The 24,518-nt window shown below is 61.8% G+C and carries 21 protein-coding genes; 10 read left to right on the forward strand and 11 right to left on the reverse strand.

Annotated features, from left to right (window positions below; all coding sequences use genetic code 11):
* Positions 1-8 precede the first annotated feature (8 nt).
* Both AC1DD7_RS15745 and AC1DD7_RS15750 read left to right on the forward strand, forming a co-directional pair.
* The gene (locus tag AC1DD7_RS15745) at positions 9-860 is read left to right on the forward strand and encodes a DUF3097 domain-containing protein (protein WP_477515763.1); all 852 of its coding nucleotides are present in this window, start codon (positions 9-11) and stop codon (positions 858-860) included.
* A 135-nt stretch (positions 861-995) separates the two neighbouring features.
* Positions 996-1,409, forward strand: coding sequence for a DUF4870 domain-containing protein (locus AC1DD7_RS15750; protein ID WP_159699313.1), 414 nt, complete (start codon positions 996-998; stop codon positions 1,407-1,409).
* A 30-nt stretch (positions 1,410-1,439) separates the two neighbouring features.
* Here the strand turns inward: AC1DD7_RS15750 and hemW are convergent, their stop codons facing one another.
* Both hemW and lepA read right to left on the reverse strand, forming a co-directional pair.
* Positions 1,440-2,669 carry a radical SAM family heme chaperone HemW gene (gene hemW, locus AC1DD7_RS15755; RefSeq protein WP_477515715.1) on the reverse strand — a complete coding sequence of 410 codons (1,230 nt, stop codon included), beginning with the start codon at positions 2,667-2,669 and terminating at the stop codon, positions 1,440-1,442.
* Positions 2,670-4,523 (reverse strand): translation elongation factor 4, encoded by a 1,854-nt coding sequence (gene lepA, locus AC1DD7_RS15760; RefSeq protein WP_431115352.1) that lies wholly within the window; start codon positions 4,521-4,523, stop codon positions 2,670-2,672. It abuts the gene before it with no gap.
* A gap of 256 nt (positions 4,524-4,779) precedes the next feature.
* Between lepA and AC1DD7_RS15765 the strand changes: the two genes are divergently transcribed.
* Together AC1DD7_RS15765 and rpsT are read left to right on the forward strand one after the other, a co-directional pair.
* Positions 4,780-5,322, forward strand: coding sequence for a type II toxin-antitoxin system PemK/MazF family toxin (locus AC1DD7_RS15765; RefSeq protein WP_477515716.1), 543 nt, complete (start codon positions 4,780-4,782; stop codon positions 5,320-5,322).
* A gap of 168 nt (positions 5,323-5,490) precedes the next feature.
* Positions 5,491-5,751 carry a 30S ribosomal protein S20 gene (gene rpsT / locus AC1DD7_RS15770; RefSeq protein ID WP_216925588.1) on the forward strand — a complete coding sequence of 87 codons (261 nt, stop codon included), beginning with the start codon at positions 5,491-5,493 and terminating at the stop codon, positions 5,749-5,751.
* A 63-nt stretch (positions 5,752-5,814) separates the two neighbouring features.
* Here rpsT and holA read toward each other — a convergent pair whose 3' ends face one another.
* Positions 5,815-6,831, reverse strand: a complete 1,017-nt coding sequence (gene holA / locus AC1DD7_RS15775; protein ID WP_477515717.1) for a DNA polymerase III subunit delta — start codon at positions 6,829-6,831, stop codon at positions 5,815-5,817.
* A 172-nt stretch (positions 6,832-7,003) separates the two neighbouring features.
* Between holA and AC1DD7_RS15780 the strand changes: the two genes are divergently transcribed.
* A complete protein-coding gene (locus AC1DD7_RS15780; RefSeq protein WP_477515718.1) occupies positions 7,004-7,255 on the forward strand; it encodes a hypothetical protein in 252 nt (83 codons plus the stop codon).
* Positions 7,255-7,479, forward strand: coding sequence for a hypothetical protein (locus AC1DD7_RS15785; protein WP_477515719.1), 225 nt, complete (start codon positions 7,255-7,257; stop codon positions 7,477-7,479). The genes AC1DD7_RS15780 and AC1DD7_RS15785 overlap by 1 nt, the downstream gene beginning before the upstream one ends.
* Positions 7,480-7,524: 45 nt before the next feature.
* Here the strand turns inward: AC1DD7_RS15785 and AC1DD7_RS15790 are convergent, their stop codons facing one another.
* The 7 genes from AC1DD7_RS15790 to AC1DD7_RS15820 all read right to left on the reverse strand — a co-directional run bounded on the left by AC1DD7_RS15790 (position 7,525) and on the right by AC1DD7_RS15820 (position 18,250).
* Positions 7,525-9,165: a ComEC/Rec2 family competence protein gene (locus tag AC1DD7_RS15790; protein ID WP_477515720.1), complete on the reverse strand. Its 1,641-nt coding sequence runs from the start codon at positions 9,163-9,165 to the stop codon at positions 7,525-7,527.
* Complete coding sequence (locus AC1DD7_RS15795; protein WP_477515721.1) at positions 9,158-10,018, reverse strand: helix-hairpin-helix domain-containing protein; 861 nt, start codon at positions 10,016-10,018, stop codon at positions 9,158-9,160. The genes AC1DD7_RS15790 and AC1DD7_RS15795 overlap by 8 nt, the downstream gene beginning before the upstream one ends.
* A 62-nt stretch (positions 10,019-10,080) precedes the next feature.
* The gene (locus AC1DD7_RS15800; RefSeq protein WP_477515722.1) at positions 10,081-11,061 is read right to left on the reverse strand and encodes a DegV family protein; all 981 of its coding nucleotides are present in this window, start codon (positions 11,059-11,061) and stop codon (positions 10,081-10,083) included.
* Between the two features lie 67 nt (positions 11,062-11,128).
* Positions 11,129-13,657, reverse strand: a complete 2,529-nt coding sequence (leuS, locus tag AC1DD7_RS15805) for a leucine--tRNA ligase (protein ID WP_431115360.1) — start codon at positions 13,655-13,657, stop codon at positions 11,129-11,131.
* A 292-nt stretch (positions 13,658-13,949) separates the two neighbouring features.
* Positions 13,950-15,464, reverse strand: coding sequence for a glycerol kinase GlpK (gene glpK, locus AC1DD7_RS15810; RefSeq protein WP_477515723.1), 1,515 nt, complete (start codon positions 15,462-15,464; stop codon positions 13,950-13,952).
* A gap of 79 nt (positions 15,465-15,543) precedes the next feature.
* On the reverse strand, positions 15,544-16,296 hold the full coding sequence (locus AC1DD7_RS15815) for an MIP/aquaporin family protein (protein ID WP_477515724.1): 753 nt from the start codon (positions 16,294-16,296) through the stop codon (positions 15,544-15,546).
* Positions 16,297-16,465: 169 nt separating this feature from the next.
* The gene (locus tag AC1DD7_RS15820) at positions 16,466-18,250 is read right to left on the reverse strand and encodes a glycerol-3-phosphate dehydrogenase/oxidase (RefSeq protein ID WP_477515725.1); all 1,785 of its coding nucleotides are present in this window, start codon (positions 18,248-18,250) and stop codon (positions 16,466-16,468) included.
* A gap of 121 nt (positions 18,251-18,371) precedes the next feature.
* On the opposite strand from AC1DD7_RS15820, the gene AC1DD7_RS15825 reads away from it, so the two are divergent.
* The 4 genes from AC1DD7_RS15825 to AC1DD7_RS15840 are packed head-to-tail and all read left to right on the forward strand — an operon-like array spanning position 18,372 to position 22,308.
* Entirely contained in the window at positions 18,372-19,334 is a 963-nt protein-coding gene (locus tag AC1DD7_RS15825) for a sugar-binding transcriptional regulator (RefSeq protein ID WP_477515726.1), read from the forward strand.
* Between the two features lie 34 nt (positions 19,335-19,368).
* Positions 19,369-20,250, forward strand: a complete 882-nt coding sequence (locus tag AC1DD7_RS15830; RefSeq protein WP_477515727.1) for an aldo/keto reductase — start codon at positions 19,369-19,371, stop codon at positions 20,248-20,250.
* Between the two features lie 10 nt (positions 20,251-20,260).
* On the forward strand, positions 20,261-21,205 hold the full coding sequence (locus tag AC1DD7_RS15835) for an alpha/beta fold hydrolase (RefSeq protein WP_477515728.1): 945 nt from the start codon (positions 20,261-20,263) through the stop codon (positions 21,203-21,205).
* Positions 21,202-22,308 (forward strand): glycosyltransferase family 4 protein, encoded by a 1,107-nt coding sequence (locus AC1DD7_RS15840; RefSeq protein WP_477515729.1) that lies wholly within the window; start codon positions 21,202-21,204, stop codon positions 22,306-22,308. Before AC1DD7_RS15835 ends, AC1DD7_RS15840 begins: the two co-directional genes overlap by 4 nt.
* On the opposite strand, the gene AC1DD7_RS15845 is transcribed toward AC1DD7_RS15840, so the two are convergent.
* The gene (locus AC1DD7_RS15845; RefSeq protein WP_477515730.1) at positions 22,275-24,374 is read right to left on the reverse strand and encodes a primosomal protein N'; all 2,100 of its coding nucleotides are present in this window, start codon (positions 24,372-24,374) and stop codon (positions 22,275-22,277) included. The two genes, AC1DD7_RS15840 and AC1DD7_RS15845, sit on opposite strands and share 34 nt — an antisense overlap.
* Positions 24,375-24,518 lie beyond the last annotated feature (144 nt).

Genomic DNA, 24,518 nt, shown 5'->3' on the forward strand with positions numbered 1-24,518 from the left:
TGAAGTCCTTGGCTTTCGATACGTGGGGCCCGCAGGATCTGTCCGCTCCTGCCAAACACCAACTCCCCGAGGTAGCCGTCCAGCGCGGGATGGTCCTTGAAGACGTCCAGTCCGGCTGGGTGGGCGAAGTCACCCGGGTGGAGAAATCGGGGGGAATGCACATCGTCTCCCTTGAGGACAGGCGTGGTAAGACCAAGTCCTTCCAACTCGGGTTTGGTTTCCTGCTTGAAGGACAGGCCATCCGTCTCATGCCTCCCGCCCCAAAGGTCCCTGCATCGTCTGTGCAGTCGGGCCGAACGGCATCCGGGTCAGTAAAGGTCCTGGGCCAGCGTGCCCAGGTGGCCAAGGCGAGCCGTATTTGGGTGGAAGGCAAGCACGACGCCGAACTGGTGGAGAAAGTCTGGGGCGATGATCTCCGCCTTGAGGGCATCGTCGTCGAGCCACTGCACGGCGTGGACGACCTCAAGTCAGCTATCGCCGCATTCTCCCCCGGGCCAGGGCGCCGGCTCGGGATCCTGGTAGACCACCTCGTAGCGGGCTCAAAGGAATCACGCATCGCCGCAGAAGCCATGACGGTGCCCGGAGCCGCCGGAAACGTGCTGATCGTCGGCCATCCGTATGTAGACGTCTGGCAAGCCATCCGGCCAAAAGTACTGGGTATTGAGCGGTGGCCGGAAGTTGCACGAGGCACTGACTGGAAGACCGGCATTCTGACCGCTTTCGGTTGGCCCCACGAAACCGCCGAAGACATTGGACTCGGCTGGCAGCGCCTGCTCAGCGCGGTACGCAGCTATGCGGACTTGGAAGCCTCGCTCCTGGGACGGGTGGAGGAAGTCATCGATTTCCTTACCACTCCCTGACTGCCTTGTCCTGATTTGCGTTTCCTGAATTCGCTTTTCCCAGAGACGTAACGGGGCGTTGGTCCCGGGATGACCCGGGACCCAGTATTCTGGGACAGCAACACCGCAGCATCTTTACAGCAAAGGGAAGACACCGTGGCAGAGAACGCTCCTGAAGAACCGGGCAGCGCCGCAGGCCAGCCCCAGTACCATGGCGCGCCCGCGAACGCACTCCCACTGACGGCAAGCGAAGACCGGCAGTGGGCCACCTTGGCGCACTTCGGGGGAATTCTGGGATGCCTGCCGTCCCTGTTGATCTATCTGATCTTCCGTGATCGCGGACCCTTTACGGCGCAGGAATCCAAGGAAGCCCTGAACTTCACGCTTCCTCCGACCATCGCGGCAGTCCTGGCAAATATCCTGGTTCTGCTTCCCGTAGTGGGCAATATCTTCGCAGTCATCGCCACGGGCATCTGGGTAGCACTCACGTGCTTTTCAGTCTCGGCGGGTATTCGTGTCAACCACGGTCAGCCCCACCGCTACAAGCTCAACCTGCGCTGGATCAAGTAGTCCAAGGCTTCCAGCGGATTCTGCCGATGGTTAGTCCGGCAGAATCCTGCGCACAACGGCGTCGGCCAGGAGTCGGCCTTTGAGCGTCAGAACCAGGCGACCCTTGAAGGCCGCACCTGGATCCACGAGTTCTTCAGCGATCAGTCCTGCCATCGCATGGCGGCCAACTTTGTCCAACGCGTCAACGGAGAGACCGGTACCGAGCCGTGCCTCAAGCATGATGCGCTCGACTTCCCGGGTTTGGGCGTCAAGGGTTTCCCTACCAGCTGCCGGCGAGTCTCCTGCAGCCAGCCTGTTGGCATAAGCCGTGGGGTGCTTAACGTTCCACCAGCGGACCCCGCCCACGTGCGAGTGAGCGCCCGGACCGATCCCCCACCAATCGTCTCCCCGCCAATAGGCAAGGTTGTGGCGGCATGCCTGTTCCGGCGTTTTCGACCAATTGCTGACCTCGTACCACGTCAGGCCGGCTTCCGAAATCAGTTTGTCGGCCAGCTCATATTTGGCGGCGTGATCGTCGTCGTCGATTCCGGGAACTTCGCCACGACGGATTTGGGCTGCCAGCTTGGTTCCGTCCTCCACGATCAGAGCGTAGGCGCTGATGTGATCGGGTTCGTAGGACAGGGCAGTCTCAAGGGACAGTTGCCAATCCGCCATCGTCTCTCCCGGCGTGCCGTAGATGAGGTCAAGGCTAACGGCCAGGCCCGCCTCGCGCGCCCACTGGACCACCAGCGGAACGCGGCTCGGGGTATGGGTGCGGTCCAGCACTTTGAGCACGTGCGGTACCGCGGACTGCATGCCGAAAGAGACACGCGTAAAGCCGGCATCAGCCAGCACCTTGAGCGACTCGGGCGTCACGGAGTCGGGGTTGGCTTCGGTGGTCACCTCTGCGCCCGACTCAAGTCCCCACTGCACGACGGCGGCGCGAAGGATACGCGCCAGGTCCTCGGCAGGGAGCAACGTGGGTGTCCCCCCGCCAAAAAATACAGTGCTCAGTGGCCGTTTCGGCAGGCCGGAGGCATCCATGGCCGTGGCTGCAAAGTCCAGTTCAGTGACAGCCGTGCCTGCATAAGCATCCTGCGACGCCCCACCACCCAGCTCCGTGGCTGTGTAGGTGTTGAAGTCGCAATAACCGCACCGCACCGCGCAGAAGGGGATATGCACGTACAGGCCGAATTTGCGGTGCTCGACGCCGGTCAGCACCTGCGGGGGCAACAAGCCATCCGCAGGTGCCGGGTCGCCCAAAGGAAGGACGCTGGGCATCTACTTCTTGGCCTTGTCCTTGGACTCGTCGGTGGTCAGCGCGGCAATGAAAGCTTCCTGAGGAACTTCAACCCGGCCCACCATCTTCATGCGCTTCTTGCCTTCCTTCTGCTTCTCGAGCAGCTTGCGCTTACGGGTGATGTCACCGCCGTAGCACTTGGCAAGAACGTCCTTGCGGATGGCCCGAATGCTCTCCCGGGCAATAATGCGCGATCCGATGGCAGCCTGGATGGGCACCTCGAACTGCTGACGCGGGATGAGTTCGCGCAGCTTGCCGGTCATCATTACACCGTAGGCATAGGCCTTGTCACGGTGGGTGATGGCACTGAAAGCATCCACCTGCTCGCCCTGGAGCATGATGTCCACCTTAACGAGGTCGGCAACCTGTTCGCCGTCGGCTTTCCAGTCCAGCGAGCCATAACCGCGCGTCTTGGATTTGAGGATGTCGAAGAAGTCGAACACGATTTCCGCCAAGGGCAGGCGGTACCTGATTTCCACACGGTCCTCGGAGAGGTAGTCCATACCACCCATAACGCCGCGGCGGCTCTGGCACAGCTCCATGATGGCGCCAACAAACTCGTTCGGCGCCAGGATGGTGGCTGAGACCATAGGCTCGCGGACCTCGGAGATCTTGCCCGTGGGATATTCGCTGGGGTTGGTCACGTGGACCACCTTCTTGTCCTCCAGCGTTACCTCGTACTCCACGTTGGGAGCTGTGGAGATGAGATCGAGGTTGTACTCGCGCTCAAGACGCTCACGGGTGATTTCGAGGTGGAGCAGACCCAGGAAGCCAACACGGAAGCCGAAGCCCAGCGCAGCGGACGTCTCGGGCTCATAGACCAGAGCGGCGTCGTTAAGCATCAGCTTCTCGAGGGCATCGCGGAGCACGGGATAGTCAGTTCCATCAAGCGGGTACAGACCCGAGAAAACCATGGGCTTCGCATCGGCGTAGCCGCTGAGCGACTCCGATGCCGGCTTGGCGAGGTTGGTAACAGTATCGCCAACCTTGGACTGGCGGACGTCCTTAACACCGGTGATCAAGTAGCCGACCTCGCCCACACCCAAGCCCTTGGACGGTGTGGGCTCCGGGGAGCTGACGCCGATTTCCAGGAGTTCGTGAGTGGCACGGGTGGACATCATCTGGATCCGCTCACGCGGGTGCAGCATGCCGTCCACCACGCGAACGTAAGTGACCACGCCGCGGTAGGTGTCATAGACGGAGTCGAAGATCATGGCCCGGGCAGGAGCATTGGCATCGCCCACGGGAGCCGGGAGGTCACGGACGATTTTGTCCAGCAACGCCTCCACGCCCACTCCGGTCTTGCCTGAAACCTTGAGGACATCTTCCGGGTCTCCGCCAATAAGGTTGGCCAGTTCCGCCGCGTACTTCTCAGGCTGGGCTGCCGGGAGGTCGATCTTGTTCAGCACCGGGATGATGGTGAGGTTGTTCTCCATCGCCAGGTAGAGGTTGGCAAGCGTCTGGGCTTCGATCCCCTGTGCTGCGTCAACCAGCAGCACGGCGCCTTCACAGGCTGCCAGGGAACGTGAAACCTCGTAGGTGAAGTCGACGTGGCCAGGAGTATCGATCATGTTCAGGGCGTAGCTGGTGCCATCGAGTTCCCACGGCATACGCACTGCCTGGGACTTGATGGTGATGCCGCGCTCACGTTCGATATCCATACGGTCCAGATACTGGGCCTTCATGTCGCGCTGTTGAACGACGCCGGTGTACTGCAGCATGCGGTCGGCCAGGGTGGACTTACCGTGGTCGATGTGGGCAATGATGCAGAAGTTCCGGATGATGGCCGGATCTGTTGCGGCGGGCACCGGTGCGGTGCGGGCCATGGGAGACACGCAGGATCCTTACTGTCGACACTCGCACGGCAAATCCACCGACTGGGCAAAGGCCAGCCGGGACACGCCGCGCATCTGATCCTCTAGTCTCCCACGAACCGGCCGTTCACCGTACATTCCTGGTTCACCGTGCATTCCTGGTTCACCGTGCATTCCTGGTTCACCGCACATTCCTGCCGGAGCAGTACGTTCCAGCCGGACTCGATGAAACGCTGCGCACCGTTGCCAGGCAAACCATCGCGGTAGCGTTGTCGGCATGGCTTTGGACTTGCGCCCTTTGGGCAAACTCATCCTTCGATCCCTCAAGGCGCTCGGCGGCAGCAGTACTAGTAGTAGGAAGAACGCTCCCGCTGGTTCCCCTCGGCAGCGAACCCGGCAACCCGCCGTCGGGCATCAACCGGGCACCTACCCCGGCGACTTCACCGGCGTGACGAAACTGCACTACTCCCCCAAGCCGGATGGTCGGCCGGATCCCGGTGAAATTGTGTGGACCTGGGTTCCCTTTGAAGAGGACTTCTCGCAGGGCAAGGACCGCCCGGTGCTGCTGGTTGGCAGGGATGGCGAATGGCTCCTGGGCCTCATGCTGACATCAAAGGACCACGACAACGGCAGGCGGGCTGGGGACTATGTTGATGTTGGGGTGGGGCAATGGGACCGTCAAGGACGCCCGAGTGAAGTCAAACTGGACCGTGTGATCCGGGTGAGCCCTCATGCGATCCGACGCGAAGGTGCAGTGCTCGGCAAGCCGGCATTCCTTGAGGTTTCCCGCGCCCTGAGGGACCATCACGGCTGGAGCTGATCAGTGGGTCCACACTGGGCCCCGCTTTCTGCTATCCTTTATAGCTGTGTGTCCGTGCAGGTCGACGGCCACTCATGGTTGGCTGCCATAGGCATCCCCACGCCGCTCAGTCGATGGCCAACCTGAAAACCCTCTAGACCATTTCCGCATTAAAAAGAGAGTTCATACGTGGCTAATATCAAGTCCCAGAAGAAGCGCATCCTCACCAACGAGAAGGCTCGCCTGCGTAACAACGCCGTCAAGTCCGAGCTGAAGACGGCCATCCGCGCCGTTGCCAACGCCGTTGAGTCTGCTGACAAGGATGCTGCTGCAACTGCACTTGTTGCTGCCAGCCGGAAGCTGGACAAGGCTGTCAGCAAGGGCGTTATTCACAAGAACAACGCTGCAAACCGCAAGTCGGCGATCTCCAAGAAGGTCAACGCACTCTAAGGTTTTTCCAGTTCGACTGAGCTGATCAAAAGGCCGGCACCCACGGGTGCCGGCCTTTTGGGTTTAACCCCGCCGCGCGGATGTAGCGATAACCGTTACGGCGTGTTCCACGGCATACACGGGGTCGCGGGACAGGCCCTTGACCTGGGCGTCGGCCTCGGCGACCACCTGGATTGAGCGGATGAGGCCCTCCGGAGTCCAGCGACGGACGTCCCGCTGTGCCTGCTCGACGAGCCAAGGCTGCATGCCCAGGCTTTTCGCGATCTGAGCCGACGATCCTTGGGCTCCGGCAACCTTGGCCAGCGTGCGGAGCTTTGCCGCAAGCGCAGCCACCAAGGGAACAGGATCAACCCCGGTGGACAGGGCATGCCGCAAGGTGGACAAAGCCACTGGTCCGTTACCCGCCATCGCGGCATCAGCCACCTTGAAAGCAGTGGCCTCGACTCGTCCGCCGTAGTAGCGTTCCACTGTTGCAGCATCCACGGCAGTCGTCGCGTCAGCAATTAATTGGTTGCAAGCGGCCGCAAGCTCGGACAGACTGGCTCCCACTGCATTGACCAGGGCCTGGACAGCTTCGCCATCAATCCGACGACCACCGGCCTTGAACTCCGAGACAACAAACGCAGTTTTGTCCGCATCCTTCTTAAGAGGCTGGCAATCGATCACAGGCCAACCTGCCGATTTCACTGCGTCAAGCAGCTTCTTCCCGCGAACACCACCGGCGTGACGCAGCACCAAAACGACATCCTGTTCCGGATGGGCCAAGTACGACAAACAGTCGGCCAGGAACGCATCATTCATGGCTTCCAAGCCCTCAACTTCAATGAGCTTTCCCTCGCCGAACAGAGAAGGGGTCACGGTCATCGCCAATGATCCGGCCTCGTAGGAGCCCGCGTTCAGCCTGCTGAGTTCAACATCCGGAGTCGCCGTCCGCACTTGGGACCTGATGCGGTCCATGGCCCGAATACCGAGGTACTCCTCCGGTCCCGTGATCAGCACCACGGCGGCTGGGGTGGCGTCCCGCCAGCTGACGTTGTTCGCAGCGACGCTCTTGGCCCGGGTGTTTTGGGCAGCAGCCACAGATGGTTCCTTCCGGAGGATTTTTTGCAGACTTCAAGTCTGCCATGCCTTGGCAGCAGCCGGGTCGCCCGTCAGCTTCCCCCATCCTGCGGCACGATTCGACGAATCTCCCTACTAGGTGTGTGTTAGCGGCAGCAAGCAATCTGCCACAGGCACCTGTAAGGGGATACCAATGTACAAGAAATCGCTGCTGGGCCTCGGGGTCGTAGCACTTGTTGGGATGGCGCTGGGTGCATGCTCAGGACCTGGAACATCGCCGGACACAGCTTCCGCTCAGCCCAGTGAGAAGGCAGCGCAGGCGAAACAGTACAGCAACGGGGAACTCCTGGACTTGGTCAAGCAGATCAAGACCGCTGATGGCACCGGTTTGACCACGGTCTCCGGCGAAGAATTGTGGCATCAGTTGACACGCCCGGCGGGGTGATGAGCGGCATAACTCTTGTCTCCGGTGTGGAGGCGGACGCACTTCGGAACACAGTCAAGAACAACAAGTCCCAAGCTGCGGCGTGCGAAAATGTCACGCTCTCCATGGCGGGGCAGTCAATGGATATGACGACAAAACCAGTCGATGGCGTCAGCTCTTTACCTGACACCGTGGCATACAAGACGGCTATCAGCCTGCCCGATGGCAGGACGCAATCCACATAAAGTAACGACCTCGAAGCGCCTGTATCAGGAGCTCCGTAGTGAGCGCTACTTCCTTCGTGGTGGCAGTCCGCGAAACGTGAGGCAACTCCCGTGTCCTGTGACGTTGTGCAGCCTTTCCAACACAACCATCACCCGGTGATGAAGGACCATAATCCGCAGAAGCACGCCGCTTGGATGCAGGGCTGTCCAGACCATGACTATGGTGACTACCGAGGAGACGGACATGGCAACGATGCCCGCCGGACCTTCGGCCCATGGAAGCGCCGCGCCCGGTAATCCGCCAAAGAACCGCGCGATGCCCGCCACACCACTGGCGCTGGCGCCCGCCAGCGAGGTCGGAATCGCGGCTGCCCAGGGATGGATCGCGGAGAGCGGCACGGCAAGGGTGCCCAGAATCGTAATGGGAGCCACGAGCGGACCAGCGATCACGTTTGCAATGAGTGCATACGGCGAGAACTGGGGTTGGAGTGCCACGATGATCGGCCCACACAGCACCTGCGCGGACAGCGGAACCGACACACCCACCGCCAGCCATTTGGGAATGGTGTCAGGAAACCAGGACGCAATACAGCTGGCAAGCAGCACGATGCCAAGCGTGGCCAGGACGGAGAGGAGGAAGCCAAAGTTGCCGGCAAGGGTGGGATCCAGCAAAAGAAGCACAGCGGTAGCCAGGCACAGGAAAGTTAGCGGCCTCCCCCGCAACCCGCCCGTCAATGCTGCCACCCCGACAAACCCCATCACGGCTGCCCGTAAGACACTTGGCTCCGGTCCTACCAACACTACGAAAGCGCCAAGGCCACAACCCGCAAACGCGGCGGCCAGAGGACGCGCCAGTCTTAGGCATCTCGCGAGCAGGATGAAGCCGCCCAGAATGAGGCTGCAATTCGCGCCACTGACCGCCGTTAAATGGACCATTCCGGTCGTTTTCATGTCCGCTTCCAGGCTCTCCGGAAGCGAGCTGGTATCACCGGTCACCATGCCTGGCAGCAGCCCCGCAGCATCGGGAGGCAACCAAGCTGCCGCATCACGTAACTGCTCCCGCAGCTTGGCGGCCGAATCTTGCAGGTCGAAGGCAGAGCCCATCACAACCGGTCCGGTGGAAGCTGTCAGTATCGCCGCTTCTGATTGTCCCGGCCGGACCTCCTTCAGCATGCCAGTTGTTCTCACGCGCTGTCCCGGGCGTACGTCTTGCCACGCGTCGTCACCGCTGACGACAAGCGAGGCAACCCCCCGAATCACTTTCCCGTCGGTGGTGAGGCTGACCAGGCTCGCCGGAACTGACCATCGCGTATCGCCGGAATGCCCGGGCTGGGGTACAGCAGAAGGGCTCCCCGTGACCCGGACCTGGATGACCACACCGGCGTGGGCGTCGACGGCCGCGGCAAGGGGTCCTTGGTCCCGCTTGCCGGCAGCCAACGAACAATGCCCGGCGGCCACAGCACCGAGCACACAGGCCAAGGCGAGAGTGGCCGGAACTGTCCTGGCACGTGACGTCCCCGTTGCCCGCAGGCGCGAATACAGCAGCAGCGCGATGGCGGCAGCGGCAAGCACTGCACCCATAGCGGCCGACCACGCAGCGGCGAGAACACTGCCAGCAAGTGCAGCGGCCCACGTGACAAGCACAGCAGGAACCAACCGGAGATCCAGACGCCTCAGCAAGCGATCGCCCTTTGAATCCTCAGCCACCCTGCACCGTCACCAAGTCCTGGAGCGACTCCATAAGCTTGGGCCCGATGCCGTCAATGGCATCCAACTCATCCACTGAGGTAAACGCTCCGTGTTCTTTGCGCCAATCCACAATGCGCTGGGCCGTCACCGGACCCACCCTGGGCAGTGTCCCGAGCTCCTCCACGGAGGCAGTGTTGATGTTGACCTTTGTGCCTCCGGACCCCGGGCTGGCCTTGGTTTCCGCTGGCCCACCTGCGCCGTTCGCGGTCCCGGATCCCTGAGGCGTCCCGCCCCCGGATGCCTCCCCCGCAGCCGGAACATGGATCTTTGCCCCATCTGTGACTACTTCTGCGAGGTTAAGGCCATTTAGGTCAGCACTGGCGGTTGCCCCGCCTGCAGCATCGATCGCCTGAAAGATCCGGCCTCCTTCGGGAAGCGAAACGACGCCGGGTTTCTGTACTTCGCCGGCAACATGGACCAGCAGCATCTTCGTATTTTGTGGCGGCGGCGTCGGCGGAGACGACCCAAGCTCCCCACCCTCAGGCACTGTTCCTGCCGATACCGATTGACTGAGGGGTTCCATGGTGGGCTGGCCGATGGCCGCCTGAATAAGGAACCATGCTGCGCATCCGGCACCAATAACGAAAACGGCAACTGCTACCCTCCACGACGTTCGCCACCGAGTCCGCACCGCTATCGTCCCTTGACCATCGAGGGGGTCGGTAGCCACTTTGTTCGGAGCGACCTGGTCCAACAGGGGCATGGAAAGCAAGGGAGCCGGATCCCCTGGAGGGTTCAGTCCCGACGCAAAGCGTCGCCTGGCTGCCAGCACTGCGGCGTCTGGGGACCCATCCCGATTCCAGCGTGGCATGATTCGAGCCTACGACGGACCTGATGGGAGCGGAGTGGGCCTCTTAGGCTATGTGGATAAGCTCACGTGGGCGTACTGCTCTCCCCCACGATCACCGCTAGAACGCCCAAACCCGCGTGCGCCGCGAGGACTGCCGGCAGGGCGCTGATCTGCGCGGGTGGACAGTCCGGGCATTTATCGCGCAGCCGTTCTGCCAACGCTTCGGCCTCTGACTGGTTACCGAAATGATGAACCGCCAACCGTTGCTGACCAGCAGGTCTTGAAGCAACATCAGCGGCCACAATCTCCTCAAGCCGGGCAACGGCCCGGACAGCGGAACGGACCTTTTCCAGCGGAACGATCCTGCCGCCGTCGACCGCAAGTATTGGCTTGATGGCCAGCACGGTGCCGAGCAGCGACGCTGCAGCTCCTATGCGTCCCCCGCGCCTCAGCTGCTCAAGGCTCGGAACGTAGAAATAAACCTTGGTTCGCTCCATGCGCTTCTCCGCAAAAGCACGAACTTCAGCTGCGGACTGGCCAGCAGCCGCTGCCACAACCGCGCTCTGCACACCCATGCCTTGTGCCATGCCGACCGTGCGGGAGTCGAGTACCTCCACCGGTATATCAACACGGGCTGCAGCAAGACGCGCGGCATCGGCCGTTCCGGACAGTTCAGAGGAAATATGGATCGACACAACCGCTTCAAAGCCGCGGCTCTGGGCGGCGCGATATGCCTGTTCAAACTGACCGGGCGAGGGGCGGGACGTCTTCACGGATGCACCCGATGCCAAGGCGACGGCCAACGTCTCGGTGATGTCGTCTTCGCCTTCACCATAGATCTCACTTCCCACCATGACAGGCATGGGAACGACGGCGAGGCGACCGTCCGCGGCAAAGGCTGCAACCCAGTCAGCCGGCAGGGCAGCTGCCGAATCTGTCACGACAGCAGTCTTGACGACGGCGGTACGCGCCTCATCGGCAAGCGGAACCGGGAGCGCAGGCTGCCGGAGGCGGGACAGCCGTTCCTTGAGCCATATCCAGGCAGGTGGTTCTCGCTCGGGCACGCAACCTCCAACAAAGGTGACCGGCCGCCGGCACAATGCCGGCGGCCGCAAAGTCCCTTGTACCTCGTTAGGCGGGGACGATGTTCACCAGTTTAGGCGCCCGCACGATCACGGTGCGGATGCCACGGCCATCCATGGCGCGCTGAACATTTTCGGACGCGAGTGCGAGTTCGCGGAGTTCGTCCTCGCTGATATCCGGCGACACTTCCAGCCGGTCGCGGACCTTCCCCTGGACCTGGACCACGGCGGTGACGGTCTCCTGGACGAGCAGGGCGTCGTCGTGCTTCGGCCAGCCGGCATTGGCCACGGAGGCAGGGTGACCCAGGGTGTTCCAGAGATCCTCTGCCGTGTACGGGGCGAAAAGGCTCAGGATCACAGCAACGGCCTCGACGGCCTCACGTACGGCGGGATCTGCTCCACCTGCTCCGGAGTCGATGGTCTTTCGCGTCGCGTTGACCAACTCCATGAGGCGTGCCACCACGACGTTGAACTTGTTGTTGTCCAACAGCTCAGCTGAGTCTGCGATCGTCTTGTGGGTAACAGTTCGCAGGGCGCGGTCGCCGGCAGCAGGATCGACGCCGGGCTCGCTGCTGACGTCCTGGCCGAGGCGCCAGGCACGAGCCAGGAACTTTGCCGAGCCGGACGGCGAAACGTCTGCCCAGTCGACGTCGTCCTCCGGCGGGGAGGCGAAGACCATGGTCAGGCGTACGGCGTCCACACCGAACTTGTCCAACTGCTCGCCAAGGTCTACGCCATTGCCGAGGGACTTGCTCATTGCCTTGCCACCGTTGAGGACCTGGCCCTGGTTGAGGAGCGCGCTGAACGGCTCACTTGCCTCGATCAGGCCGATGTCCTTGATGACCTTGGTGAAGAAGCGGGCATAGAGCAGGTGCAGGATCGCATGCTCGACGCCGCCGACGTACTGGCCCACAGGCATCCAGTTGTTGATCTTTTCGGGATCAAACGGACCTTCTGTGTAGTCCGGAGAGACGAAGCGCAGGAAGTACCACGACGAATCCACGAAGGTGTCCATGGTGTCGGTATCGCGCTGGGCTGCGCGGCCACAGTTGGGACACTCCACGTTGACCCATTCGACGGCGGCAGCCAGCGGGGAGGTTCCCTTCGGCGCCAGCGCCTCACCACGGAGGTTCTCGGGCAGCTTCACGGGAAGCTGGTCGTCCGGGACGGGCACTTCACCACATTCGGCACAGTGGATGATCGGAATGGGGGTACCCCAGAAACGCTGGCGGCTCAACAGCCAGTCACGCAGGCGGAAGTTCACGAACTTTTCGCCGGTTCCCAGCTTCTCCAGGATTTCGATGGCAGCCGGGATGCCTTCGGACTTGGACAGGCCATCCAAGTCGCCTGAGTTCTTGAGCGTTCCTTCGCCCGCTGTGGCAACACCGGTCTCGGCGGGGTCTTCATCGCCGGTATCCAGCACGGCACGAACGGGCAGGCCGAAAGCCTTGGCGAAATCGAGGTCGCGCTGATCGTGAGCGGGAACGGCCATGATGGCACCGGTGCCGTAATCGGCCAGAACGTAGTCGGCTGCCCACACAGGGAGCTTCTCACCGTTGAGCGGATTGATCGCGTAGCGTCCGGTAAACACACCGGTTTTCTCGCGCTCCGTGGACTGGCGCTCGATCTCGGAGAGGGCCTTAACCTTTTCCCGGTATGCCATGAGCTCGTCATGATGTTCGGGAGTGACGAGGTCAAGGGCCAAATGTGCATCGGCCGCAACAACGAAGAAGGTCGCGCCGTAGAGGGTGTCGGGACGGGTTGTGAAGACGGTGACTTCGCGCTCGGCCCGGTCCTGGGTGGCCTCGATGACGAAGCGAACGTGGGCGCCCTCGGAGCGGCCAATCCAGTTCCGCTGCATGGCCAGCACCCGTTCGGGCCAGTGGCCCTGCAACTGGTCCATGTCCTCGAGCAGGCGGTCGGCGTAGTCGGTGATCTTGAAGTACCACTGGTTCAGGGATTTCTTGGTGACAGCCGTGCCACAGCGTTCGCAGGCACCGTTGACGACCTGCTCGTTTGCCAGGACGGTGAGGTCCTTGGGGCACCAGTTGACGGGCGAGTCCTTGCGGTACGCCAAGCCACGCTCGTAGAAGCGCTTGAACAGCCACTGCGTCCAACGGTAGTACTCGGGGTCGGACGTGTGCAGGCGCCGGGACCAGTCAGCCGAGATGGCGTAGCGCTTGAATGATGCTGCCTGGGTGTCGATGTTGGCGTAGGTCCACTCGCTGGGGTGGGCGTTGCGCTTGATGGCCGCGTTCTCAGCAGGCAGGCCAAAAGAGTCCCAGCCGATGGGGTGCAGGACGTCGAAGCCCTTCTGGCGCAGGTAGCGCGCGACGACATCGCCCATGGCAAAGGCCTCAGCATGGCCCATGTGAAGGTCACCGGAGGGGTAGGGAAACATGTCCAGCACGTAGCGACGCTCCCGCGAACCGTCGTCAAGCGGGGTGAACACCTTGAGGTCTTCCCACACCTGCGGCCACTTGGCTTCCATCGCGGCGAAGCTGTAGACGCCTTCTTCAGGCGCTCCAGCTGCGGCTGTCTGTGCTGTTCCGGTCTCTGTCTCCGGCTGAACGCTCACTGCTGCCCTCTTCTGTTCTTCGATGGCGGTTTTGCCTCCTGCTGCGCTCCAGGTAAGCCCCGGACACACAAAAGCCCCTCGACAATGGAGGGGCGGCCGCTCGGCTGTTGATTGCCGGGCGGCTAGCTAAGCAGAAGGATCGCACGCATACAAACACCTTACCGCACCAAACCCATGGGCTGGGCGCAAGACGTCCAAACGCCGAAAGAGGTTCCGGGGACTCCCCGCCATGGTGTGGTGGGCACCGCGAAGCGGGCGGGCGGGAGTCCCCGGAACCTCTGTCGAGAGATGCTTACTTAACGTCCTCGTCGACCCAATCCATGGACTTTGTCACGGCCTTCTTCCAGAGCCGCAGCTGGCGCTCCTGCTCTTCGGCGGGCAATTGCGGCTCCCAGCGCTTGTCCTCGCCCCAGTTGGCGCTGAGTTCGCCCAGGTCCTTCCAGAATCCAACAGCCAGGCCGGCGGCGTATGCAGCGCCCAGGGCCGTGGTTTCAACCACTTTCGGGCGGACTACGGGTACGCCGAGGATGTCTGCCTGGAATTGCATGAGTGCCTCGTTGGCGACCATTCCGCCGTCGACCTTCAGTTCGGTGAGGGGAACGCCCGAGTCGGCGTTGACGGCGTCCAGTACCTCGCGGGTCTGGAACGCAGTGGCCTCGAGGGCAGCACGGGCAATGTGCCCCTTGTTGGCGAAGCGGGTGAGCCCCACAATGACGCCACGCGCGTCAGCCCTCCAGTATGGAGCGAACAAGCCCGAGAAGGCGGGGACGATGTACACGCCGCCGTTGTCCTTAACAGCGGCGGCCAGTTCTTCGACCTCCGGAGCGGAACTGATCATGCCGAGGTTGTCACGAAGCCACTGGATCAATGAGCCGGTGACGGCGATGGAGCCTTCCAGTGCGTAGTGCGGCTTGTTGTCGCCCAGCTTGTATCCCAGCGTGGTGAGCAGGCCGTTCTTCGAGTGGACGATTTCTTCGCCCGTGTTGAAGATCAGGAAGCAGCCGGTGCCGTAGGTGTTTTTCGCTTCGCCTGCCTGGAATGCTGCCTGGCCGAACGTTGCAGCTTGCTGGTCGCCGAGGATGCCCGCCACCGGGGTTTCCCGCAGCAACTGGGACGTGTGCACGTGCCCGTAGACCTCGGAGGAGGACTTGATGGCGGGCATCATGGAGGCCGGAACGCCGAAGACATCAAGGATTTCCTGGTCCCATTGCAGCGTCTCAAGGTCCATGAAGAGGGTGCGGGACGCGTTGGTGACATCGGTGACGTGCACGCCGCCGTCGACTCCACCAGTCAGGTTCCAGAGAACCCAGGCGTCGGTGTTGCCGAACAACAGGTCACCGGCTTCAGCGCGTTCGCGGGCGCCGTCGACGTTGTCCAGGATCCATTTGATCTTGGTCCCTGAGAAGTAGGTGGCCAGCGGCAGGCCAACCTTCTGTTTGAAGCGTTCAGGTCCACCATCCTTGGCAAGCTCGTCCACAATCGACTGGGTGCGCGTGTCCTGCCAGACGATGGCGTTGTAAACGGCCTCGCCTGTGTTTTTGTCCCACACCACTGCGGTTTCGCGCTGGTTGGTAATTCCGACGGCGGCGATGTCGTGCCGTGTCAGGTTCGCCTTGGACAGGGCCGAGGCAATGACCTCCCGGGTGTTGTTCCAGATCTCGGCGGGGTTGTGCTCAACCCAGCCGGCCTGCGGGAAGATCTGCTCGTGTTCCATCTGTCCCGTTGACACAATATTGCCCGTGTGGTCAAAGACGATGGCTCGGGAGCTCGTGGTGCCCTGGTCGATGGCGATGACGTATTGATTCATGGTGACGTCCTTGTCTCAGTGGTTTTATACGGTGTGCGGATGAGTGTGAGTGATTTGTTCAGGACAGCGTGTCCAGGAATCAGCCAGCGACTGAGGGCATGATGGCAGGCACCCAGAGGGCCACAAGGCCGGCAAGGGTACCGCCAACAAGTGGCCCGACGACAGGGATCCAGGAGTAGGCCCAGTCGCTGGAGCCCTTCCCCTTGATGGGGAGGACGGCGTGTGCGATGCGGGGTCCGAGGTCACGTGCCGGGTTGATGGCGTAACCGGTGGGGCCACCAATGGAGACGCCGATACCGACCACGAGCAGCGCCACAGCCAACGGACCCAGGCCCGAGGGGGTGCCGCCGAAAGTCAGGATGACGAAAACCAGGACGAATGTGCCAATGATTTCGGTGATGAGGTTCCACGGGGTTGAACGGATGGCAGGACCGGTGGAGAACGTTCCCAGCTTGTTGGCTGCCAGCGGCTCCTCATCAAAGTGCTGTTTGTAAGCGAGCCAGCAAACAACGGCGCCCAGGAATGCCCCGAGCAGTTCGCCACCGAAGTACGTCAAGGTGGAAGCGAAGTCCACGCTGACATCGGGCGCGTATTCCTTGCTTCCCTTAACAAGCAGGCCCAAGGTGACAGCCGGGTTCAGGTGCGCACCGGACTTTGCGGCCACGAAAACGCCCGCGAAGACCGCAATACCCCAGCCCCACGTCACCATCAAGAATCCACCGTTGTTGCCCTTGGTGCCTTTGAGCGCAACGTTGGCCACGACGCCACAACCCAGCAGGGTCAGCATCATGGTTCCGAATACTTCGGAAAGGAAAACTATTCCAAGAGACATCTTTGACTCCTCATTTTTCTGTTGACAGCCTCCTCGCGGGTTGAAGAGGCCGTTGGGACAGTTCCGTTTTCCGCAACCATCCCGGCGTGGTGAGCCCCAAGGGGCTCACCTACCCCGTTTCCCGTCCCTGTCGCGCAGTGGGACGGTCAAGCATTGTGTGCAGTCGCCCTCAGGCTACGAGACTGTGCACGTCAACCTTGTGGAACCGACGCAGCACTTCCTGGGCGTGGCGCACTTCTGCCTCACGGACAGCGGCATCCCAGCCAAGCGGTTCAGCCAATGCTGCAGCAATCTCGTTCAGCAACTCGCCGGTCACCAGGCCGCGGAACGCGAGGGACGTCCGTCGGATGAGGACATCCACCAGATGCCCGACCTGCTCGTGTTCGGCCATGAATGCCAATTCACGAACACTGAGTTCCCGGGTGGAACGAAGCGGCGCGTCGTGTCCGGCGTTCAGGAAATCGATGACGGCCTCTGCCCGTGTTCCATACCGCGTCAGGAGACCAGACACGCGATCCGCGTCCAGTCCGGGGCCCATGTGCTTCTTGATCCATTCCTGCTCGCCTTGTTCCGTAGCAGGGAAGCCAGCGCCGCCGCCGATGGCGAGTTTCGCCGTCGAAACTTTCCGTTCCAGACCCAATTCGCGAAGGACGTCGTTGGTCATGTGTTCGGCAAGCGCCCGGAAGGTGGTCCATTTGCCACCTATCAAACTGAGTACGACGGCGGCCTTACCGCCTGGCGTCGCCATGGCACCTTCGCCGGTCCGGACACTGCGTTCGATCCTGTAGTCCCTTGAGACAAATCCCGGTTGGGTGGCGTCGTGGCGCGGCAGGGGACGGACTCCGGCGAAGCTGTACACGATCTGGCCTCGGTGCACCTTGATGGTGGGGAAGACATGGCCGATCAGCTCGAAGAAGTAGTCGATTTCGGATTCGGTGCAGACAGCGTCTTCTGTCATGTCTGCGTCAACGTCTGTGGTGCCGACCAGCACCCGGTCCCCCATGGGGTAAATAAGGACGATGCGGCCGTCTGTGTGCTCAAAGAAGATCTCCCGGCCATTGCAGGCGGCCAGCAGTTCAGGGTGGTCCAACACAATGTGCGAGCCCTTGGTGCCGCCCATGAACTGGCTGGCGGCTCCCATGGCCTGGTTGGTGAGGTCCACCCACGCACCGGTGGTGTTGACGATGACGTCGGCCTGGAAGTCGAACTCCTTGCCGCTCAATTCATCGCGGAGCCGCACCCCATCGGTGCCCATGGAAACCAGTGAGACGTAGTTGCTGGCGCGGGCCGTCCCACCAGGCAGGCCACCGCCGCGCCCTGCCTTCTCGCCATCTTGAAGCACGTCCAGGGTGAGCCGCTCAGGGTTGTGCACGGACGCATCAAAGTAGGTTGCCGCGTACTTGATTCCCGGGTGCAGCTTGGGTAGCTCCGCCAAAGCCTTGTCCTTGCCGCGGAACTGGTGCCGGGGGACGCTGCCGCCGTCACGGGAGAAGAAGTCGTACATGCTCAAGCCGAGCTTGATGAGGAAGGCGCCGCGTTCGTTCGGTTTGCCCTGCTTGTGGGTGAGGAAGCGCATGGGCGCGGACAGGATTCCCGAGAAGGTGCTGAAGATGGGAATGGTGGTCTGGAGCGGTTTGACGTAGTGCGGGGCGATCCGAAGGAGACGGTTGCGCTCCACGACTGATTCCTGGACAAGGCGGAACTCACCGTTCTCCAGGTATCGAATGCCGCCATGGATCATGTGCGACGATGCACCACTGGCTCCTTGGCAGTAGTCCCCACGCTCCACGAGCGCGACGTCAATGCCCTGCAGGGCAAGGTCCCGGAAGGTTCCTACGCCGTTGATACCGCCACCGATGATGAGTACTTTCGCCGAAGGCCGCTCCCGCAAGGCGGTTACAGACTCACGCCGATGCGCATCAGAGGAGATACCGGAAATCCTGTTGTGTCCCAAAACTGCTCCCTTGGGCTTGGTTTGTGCGCGGCGTTACGTTCGCTGCACCTTTCACCACTAATCTGGCGAAGGTGGAAAATGGAGTCAAGCTATTTGCACAAACGTGCAGTAAGGAAATGAGATGGGACGCTCACGTCACTCGGATGCCCTCCGGGCCGCACAGATGTACTACCTGCAGGACCTGACCATGGACGCGATCGCGCGGGAACTGAGGACCTCACGCTCCACCGTCTCCAGGCTGTTGTCTTCCGCCCGGGAAACAGGCCTGGTCCAGGTCCAGATCCGCAGCCCGTTCGATACCGCCCCCGAGCTGGAGAGCCAGATTCGCGACAAGTTCAAAGTGGACGTCCACGTGGTGCCGGTGCTTGACACCTTGAACGAGGCGGAGACGCTGGACCGCGTGGCCATGCAGGCAGCGCGGACCATAGGACCCCTGGTGGATTCCAATGCCATCATCGGCATTGCCTGGGGTGCCACGCTCAGCGCTGTGAGCCGGCACCTGACCAGGAAGCTCACGCACGACACCATCGTTGTCCAACTCAACGGCGCCGGGAACATGCAAACAACCGGCATCACCTACGCCAGCGACATCATGCGGCGCTTTGGCAGCGCCTACGGAGCGCGGGTGGAACAATTCCCCGTGCCCGCGTTTTTCGATCACGCGGCTACCAAGACGGCCATGTGGAATGAGCGCAGCGTTCAACGCATCCTGGATCTGCAGGCGCGCATGAGCATCGCCATTTTCGGTGTTGGATCCGTTGATTCGGACTATCCAAGCCATGTGTACGCTGGCGGCTACCTCGACGAACAAGACCTCAGCATGTTGGCTGCCGACGACGTGGTGGGTGACGTAGCCACTGTCTTCTTCCGCAGTGATGGATCATCTGACGGCATTACCCTGAACGAACGGTCAACCGGCCCAAGCCATGAACAGCTACGGCAGGTACGACGCCGGATTTGCGTCGTGTCCGGCGCCTCCAAAATAAACGGCCTGGAGGGCGCCTTGGCAGCCGGACTTGCCACTGACCTCATCCTGGATGAAGCCTCGGCGCGCCGTTTGGTGAGTTTCAGTGGCCAGTCCTGAGGCATTCCGCTGCGGAATGGGTAGAGTCGTTGATATGAGATTCCCGGCCCGGCTGACCTTGAACAACGGCGTGATGATGGACCGCTTGGGATTCGGACTCTATAAGGTGCCGCCAAAAGAAGCTGAAGCTTTGGTGAGCACTGCCCTCGGCGAAGGCTATCGGCGGTTCGATACCGCCGCCATGTATCACAACGAGGTGGGCATAGGCCGCGCGATCGGGGGTGCAATCGGCGACGCCAACGAGGCAAACCTCGGCACGGGTGGTTCCGGCGAATCCGTGCATGCCCTGACCCGGGAAGACGTCTTTGTCACCACCAAGGTCTGGAATGACGACCACGGTTACGACACCACGCTCCGCGCTTTCGATTCGTCCATGGCCAACCTCGGACTGGACTACGTGGACCTTTACCTCATCCACTGGCCGTGTGCCGGACGAGGCCTGTTCGTGGAGACCTATAAAGCCATGGAAACCCTGTACAGGGAAGGCAAAGTCCGGGCCATCGGGGTTTCGAATTTCCAGCCCGGGCATTTGGAAGAACTCATGCAGAAAGCCGAAGTGGTCCCGGCCGTTAATCAGATAGAGCTGCACCCCTGGCTTCAGCAGGGCAGGCTGCGGACACTGCATGAACAACTCGGGATCCGAACCGAAGCATGGAGCCCCCTTGGCCGTGGGCAAGTCCTTGCCGACCCCGCGATCGTGGATTTGGCTCACAAGTACGGCAGGACACCGGCCCAAATAATCCTCCGGTGGCATCTCCAGCTTGGGAACCTCGTCATTCCCAAAGCCAGTTCCGCGGGGCGGATCAAGGAGAACTTTGCCGTTTTCGACTTCGAACTCGAGGCAGAAGACATGGACGGCATGGGGGCGCTTGAACGCCACCACCGCACGGGCTCGCACCCGGACAACGTGAATTAGGAACGGCCGAATGGAAAAAGTGGACACCGCGCATACTCCGGAAGGCGCAGATGCCCCGATTGAATTCATCAGCAAGTCCCTGCAGGGACGCACTATCGCCTCTGATGTGGACGTCGATGGCAGCAACGTAGCGTATTGGACGTACGAACCCGTCAAAGCCACACAGGATACCCGCACGATTTTGGTCATTCACGGTTTTCGGGGCGACCACCATGGATTGCTCCGTGTAGCGGACCTGCTTCCGGACATGCGGATCATCATGCCGGACCTCCCGGCGTTTGGCAGTTCAGATCCTTTCCGTGAGGACGAACACACGGTTGAGCGTTACGGCCATTTCATCTCCGGCTTCATGGCCGCACTGGGCCTGGGCCCCAAGACCGTGCTGCTGGGCCACTCCTTTGGCTCCATCGTCGCGAGCCATTTTGCAGCCCGGAATCCGGGCGCCATTTATCCATTGATCCTGATCAACCCCATCGCTGCACCCGCTTTGGAGGGACCCAAGGGGATCATGACCAAGCTCGCGGTGTTTTACTACCAAGTGTCCGCCAAGCTTCCAAAGCGCCTTGGACTTGCCCTCCTGCGCAATCGGGCCATTGTGCGGATCATGAGCGTCACCATGGCCAAGACTAAAGACAAAGACCTGCGCCGCTTCATCCATGGCCAGCATGATGCCTACTTCAGCGCGTTCGCGGACCGAAGGAGCCTGCTCGAATCCTTCAAGGCATCCGTGTCGGGCACTGTGGCAGACGTCGCCGGGGAGTTGCGCCTCCCCGTACTGCTGATAGCCGGCGAAAAAGACGAGATCGCCACTTTGCCCAACCAGCACAAACTGATGGAGCGCCTTCCCGAGGGCACCCTGGAAGTGATTCCCGACGTCGGGCATTTGATCCATTACGAGACGCCGGCCCCGGCGGCCGCAGCTATCCGCACCTTCCTGGAGGAACACCCCGCGTGAAAATTGTCATCGACGCCCGCTTCACCAGGACGGACCACCACGATGGCATCAGCCGGTACGGTTCAAGCCTCATTGCAGCGACATCCAAAATTGCCGATGTCACCATGCTCATCAACGACAAACGCCAACTCGCGTTGCTTCCCGACGTGCCCTATGTGATGGTCAACAGCCCGCTGTCCCCACGTGAGCTGTTCGTTGCCGCCAAGGTCAACTCCTTGGGTGCGGACGTCGTGGTGTGCCCGATGCAGACCATGGGAACCCTGGGGCGGAAGTATGGCCTGATCCTTACGCTGCACGACCTCATCTACTACGAACACCCCGCTCCCCCGGGTTTCCTTCCGGCTCCGGTGCGCCTGCTCTGGAGGCTGTACCACAAGGCGTTCTGGCCGCAACGCCTGCTGCTGAACCGGGCTGACGTGGTGGCTACCATCAGCAGGACCACAGAGGCTTTGATGGCCAAGTACACCTTGACCCGCCGCCCCGTGCGGATCGTTGGCAATGCCCCGCAGCCCGGCCAGACCCCCCGCGATCCTTCGGCAGGGGCGGATAAGACCCTGCTGTACATGGGTTCGTTCATGCCTTACAAGAACGTGGAAACCATGATTCGGGGAATGGCAGGCCTGCCGGAATACACACTGCACTTGCTCAGCCGGATTACTCCCCAGCGTCGGGCGGAACTCGAGGCCATGATCCCTCACGGGGCTAAGGTCCAGTTCCACAACGGTGTAACAGATGCCGAGTATGAAGAGCTTTTGACCAGGGCGACTGCACTCATCAGCTTGTCCCGGGCCGAGGGATATGGCTTGCCCCTGGTGGAGGCGATGTCACTGGGAACTCCTGTTATCGCCAGCGACATTCCGATTTTCCGGGAAGTAGGCGCCGATGCGGTCAGCTATGTTGACCCCGAGTCGCCCTCGGAGTTCGCTGCGGCTGTCACGGCGTTGGGCGATGGCAGATTGTGGCAACAACGTTCCCGCAGGTCCGTGGAACGTGCTGGAGACTTCAACTGGGACGAATCCGCCCGGCAGTTGCTGGCCGCGGCAGAGGAGGTCGTAGAACTTCGAAAACGCTACAAGACGTCCACGCCGTCGAGCCGCAGTTGAACTGGTCCGGCTGTGCGTTTCGCCGCGTTCGCTGCCTTGACGGCACGCATGGCACGGGTAGCGTCTGCGGCGTCTGCGTAGGGAATGAAGTACAGAGTGCGGACGTCTGCCTCGGCCTCACTTCCGGCGCCTTGGGCACCACTGGAGAACAGCTGAAGTGGCGCCGGACCGGCGCTGCGGAGCTTCGTACCGGACTTTAGCTTGACGCTCGCCTCGAAGGTATCGGAAAAATGCGCGACGTCGGCCCTTTGCCCGGTCACTGAAGCTACCCGCACTGCCGGGGGAAGCTGGAGTTCCTTCCGGAGTGCCAGTTCACGCGACGCGTAGCCCGGTGCGTCCCAGCGCAGCAGGGCTCCGGTAGCGGTTGTGTCGTCTGCCGTGATGATGACCAGCCCACCCTGGTTGGAGGGTCTCACCAGGGACGCAGCGTTGAACCACCGCCGAACAGTGTCCTCACCGGCCCGCAGGTTTTCCCGGCGGAGCAATGAATTGCCGTCCAGAAGCAGCGCGGCCGCGTACCCCTGGGGAGCCACGGGTTCGGCGCCAACTGTAGCGACGATCAATGCCGGAGCATCAGGCACCGTTGCCTTGATGTTCTCCCCCGACGAGGTGATAACCGTCTTTCCAGGAAAAGCCCGCCCTAGTTCCTCCGCCGTTCGCACGGCTCCTGCTGCAACCCGGCGCAGGTGTGTGCCATTGCAATGGTTGCAGCGCCACTGCGGAGCCGGCGTGGAACACCAGCGGCAAAGCGGCATGGCGGAACTGCTGGAGATAGCCAGCGGTCCTTGGCAGTTGTTGCAGCGCGCCAGCTCCCGGCACGTCTCGCAAGCCAAAGAGGGCGCGTAGCCAGCACGTGCAACCTGCACCAGCACAGGGCCATGTTCTAGGCCTTCCTTGGCCGCACGCCATGCTGCTCCGGGCAAACGTGCAATCCGGGCCAGGGGATCACGTTCCTGTTCAAAGCTGTCAGCTGTGTTCAGGACACGCGGAACAGTGGAGCGAATGACCGTTCGCGGAGCCTCGATCGGCACAGCCCATTGCATTTCAACCAGGCGCTGGAGTTCAGTGCTGCGACTGTGGGATGCCATCAGGCACGCTGCGTTCTCCTGCTCGGCCCGCAGGAGCAGAACTTCGCGCGTGTGCGCGTATGGAGCCCGCTGGTCGATGTGGAGGTCATCACCGTCGTCCCAACAGACCACGAGTCCCAACTCCCGGACCGGCGCATAGGCGGCGGATCTGGTGCCGATGGCCACACGCGCTTCGCCGCTGAGGATTCGCAGAAAGCTCCGGTAGCGCGGAGTTTGACCATCGTCAGCCGTCAGCCGCGCGACGTCACCCGCTGGCAGGACTGTGGCGAGGGCCGCCTCCAGCTGTTCGAGATCCCTGTAATCGGGAACAACCACCACTGCACCACGGCCGGATGCACGAACTGCGGCAACCGCCGAGGCAACCAACGAAGGCCAACCCCCGGGGCCAAATCCCTGCAACGCCGTGAGGACAGCCTTGGGCGACCCGCCGCTGGCCAGGTGATGGAGATACGGTGCTCCGTTGGAGTAGGAACCCCAGGTCTGGGCGTCCGGCGCATGTGACGGTGGCTCCGATTCCTGTGCTGCGTCCCCGGAGAGCAGCTCCTTCTCCACTTTGGCAACGCGCGGGGGAACAGCAGTACGCAGGACATCGCTCAAGGTTCCGGCGTAGCGCGCAGCTACCGTTCCAGCCAGCTCAGCGATGTGTGGCGTCAGGACCGACAGCGGTGACACTACTTTGTGAAGTGGGGTCAGCGGGTGACCGGCATCCGAAGTATCGACGCGTTCCAGCACGAAGCCGTTAAGCTCCTGGCCGTTGAACTTCACTTTCACGCGGACTCCGGGAACAGCAGAATCAGCGAGTTCAGCGGGCACGCTGTAATCGAAGGGCCTGTCCAGGTGTGGCAGGGAGGATTCCAGCACCACGCGGGCCACGGGATTTACTGCTGCCAGCGGGGGTCCACTCACGGGAGACTTGTCAGGGAAACCTTGAAGCAAAGAAGGTTGAAGCAGCGACGGCTGGGCTTCGTGTCCGGCCATGCTCGTCACCTCCAACTCAATTGCGCGGACTTTCCACGCAGGAACGAAGGATGCCCACAGCGGGATCGACCCACTGCGGGCATCTCTCTGGCTCCAGCCAACCATGGGCCACCGACAAAGTTACAAACACCGGCTGGCACACGC

This window comes from Paenarthrobacter sp. 10L412 (assembly GCF_056395565.1).

Excerpts from the sequence above, each read along its gene's own strand:
- hemW (WP_477515715.1), bottom strand. The coding sequence starts at position 2,669 with ATGCCCAGCGTCCTTCCTTTGGGCGACCCGGCACCTGCGGATGGCTTG.
- AC1DD7_RS15765 (WP_477515716.1), top strand. The coding sequence starts at position 4,780 with ATGGCTTTGGACTTGCGCCCTTTGGGCAAACTCATCCTTCGATCCCTC.
- AC1DD7_RS15780 (WP_477515718.1), top strand. The coding sequence starts at position 7,004 with ATGTACAAGAAATCGCTGCTGGGCCTCGGGGTCGTAGCACTTGTTGGG.
- AC1DD7_RS15785 (WP_477515719.1), top strand. The coding sequence starts at position 7,255 with ATGAGCGGCATAACTCTTGTCTCCGGTGTGGAGGCGGACGCACTTCGG.
- AC1DD7_RS15795 (WP_477515721.1), bottom strand. The coding sequence starts at position 10,018 with ATGCCACGCTGGAATCGGGATGGGTCCCCAGACGCCGCAGTGCTGGCA.
- glpK (WP_477515723.1), bottom strand. The coding sequence starts at position 15,464 with ATGAATCAATACGTCATCGCCATCGACCAGGGCACCACGAGCTCCCGA.
- AC1DD7_RS15815 (WP_477515724.1), bottom strand. The coding sequence starts at position 16,296 with ATGTCTCTTGGAATAGTTTTCCTTTCCGAAGTATTCGGAACCATGATG.
- AC1DD7_RS15825 (WP_477515726.1), top strand. The coding sequence starts at position 18,372 with ATGGGACGCTCACGTCACTCGGATGCCCTCCGGGCCGCACAGATGTAC.
- AC1DD7_RS15830 (WP_477515727.1), top strand. The coding sequence starts at position 19,369 with ATGAGATTCCCGGCCCGGCTGACCTTGAACAACGGCGTGATGATGGAC.
- AC1DD7_RS15835 (WP_477515728.1), top strand. The coding sequence starts at position 20,261 with ATGGAAAAAGTGGACACCGCGCATACTCCGGAAGGCGCAGATGCCCCG.
- AC1DD7_RS15845 (WP_477515730.1), bottom strand. The coding sequence starts at position 24,374 with ATGGCCGGACACGAAGCCCAGCCGTCGCTGCTTCAACCTTCTTTGCTT.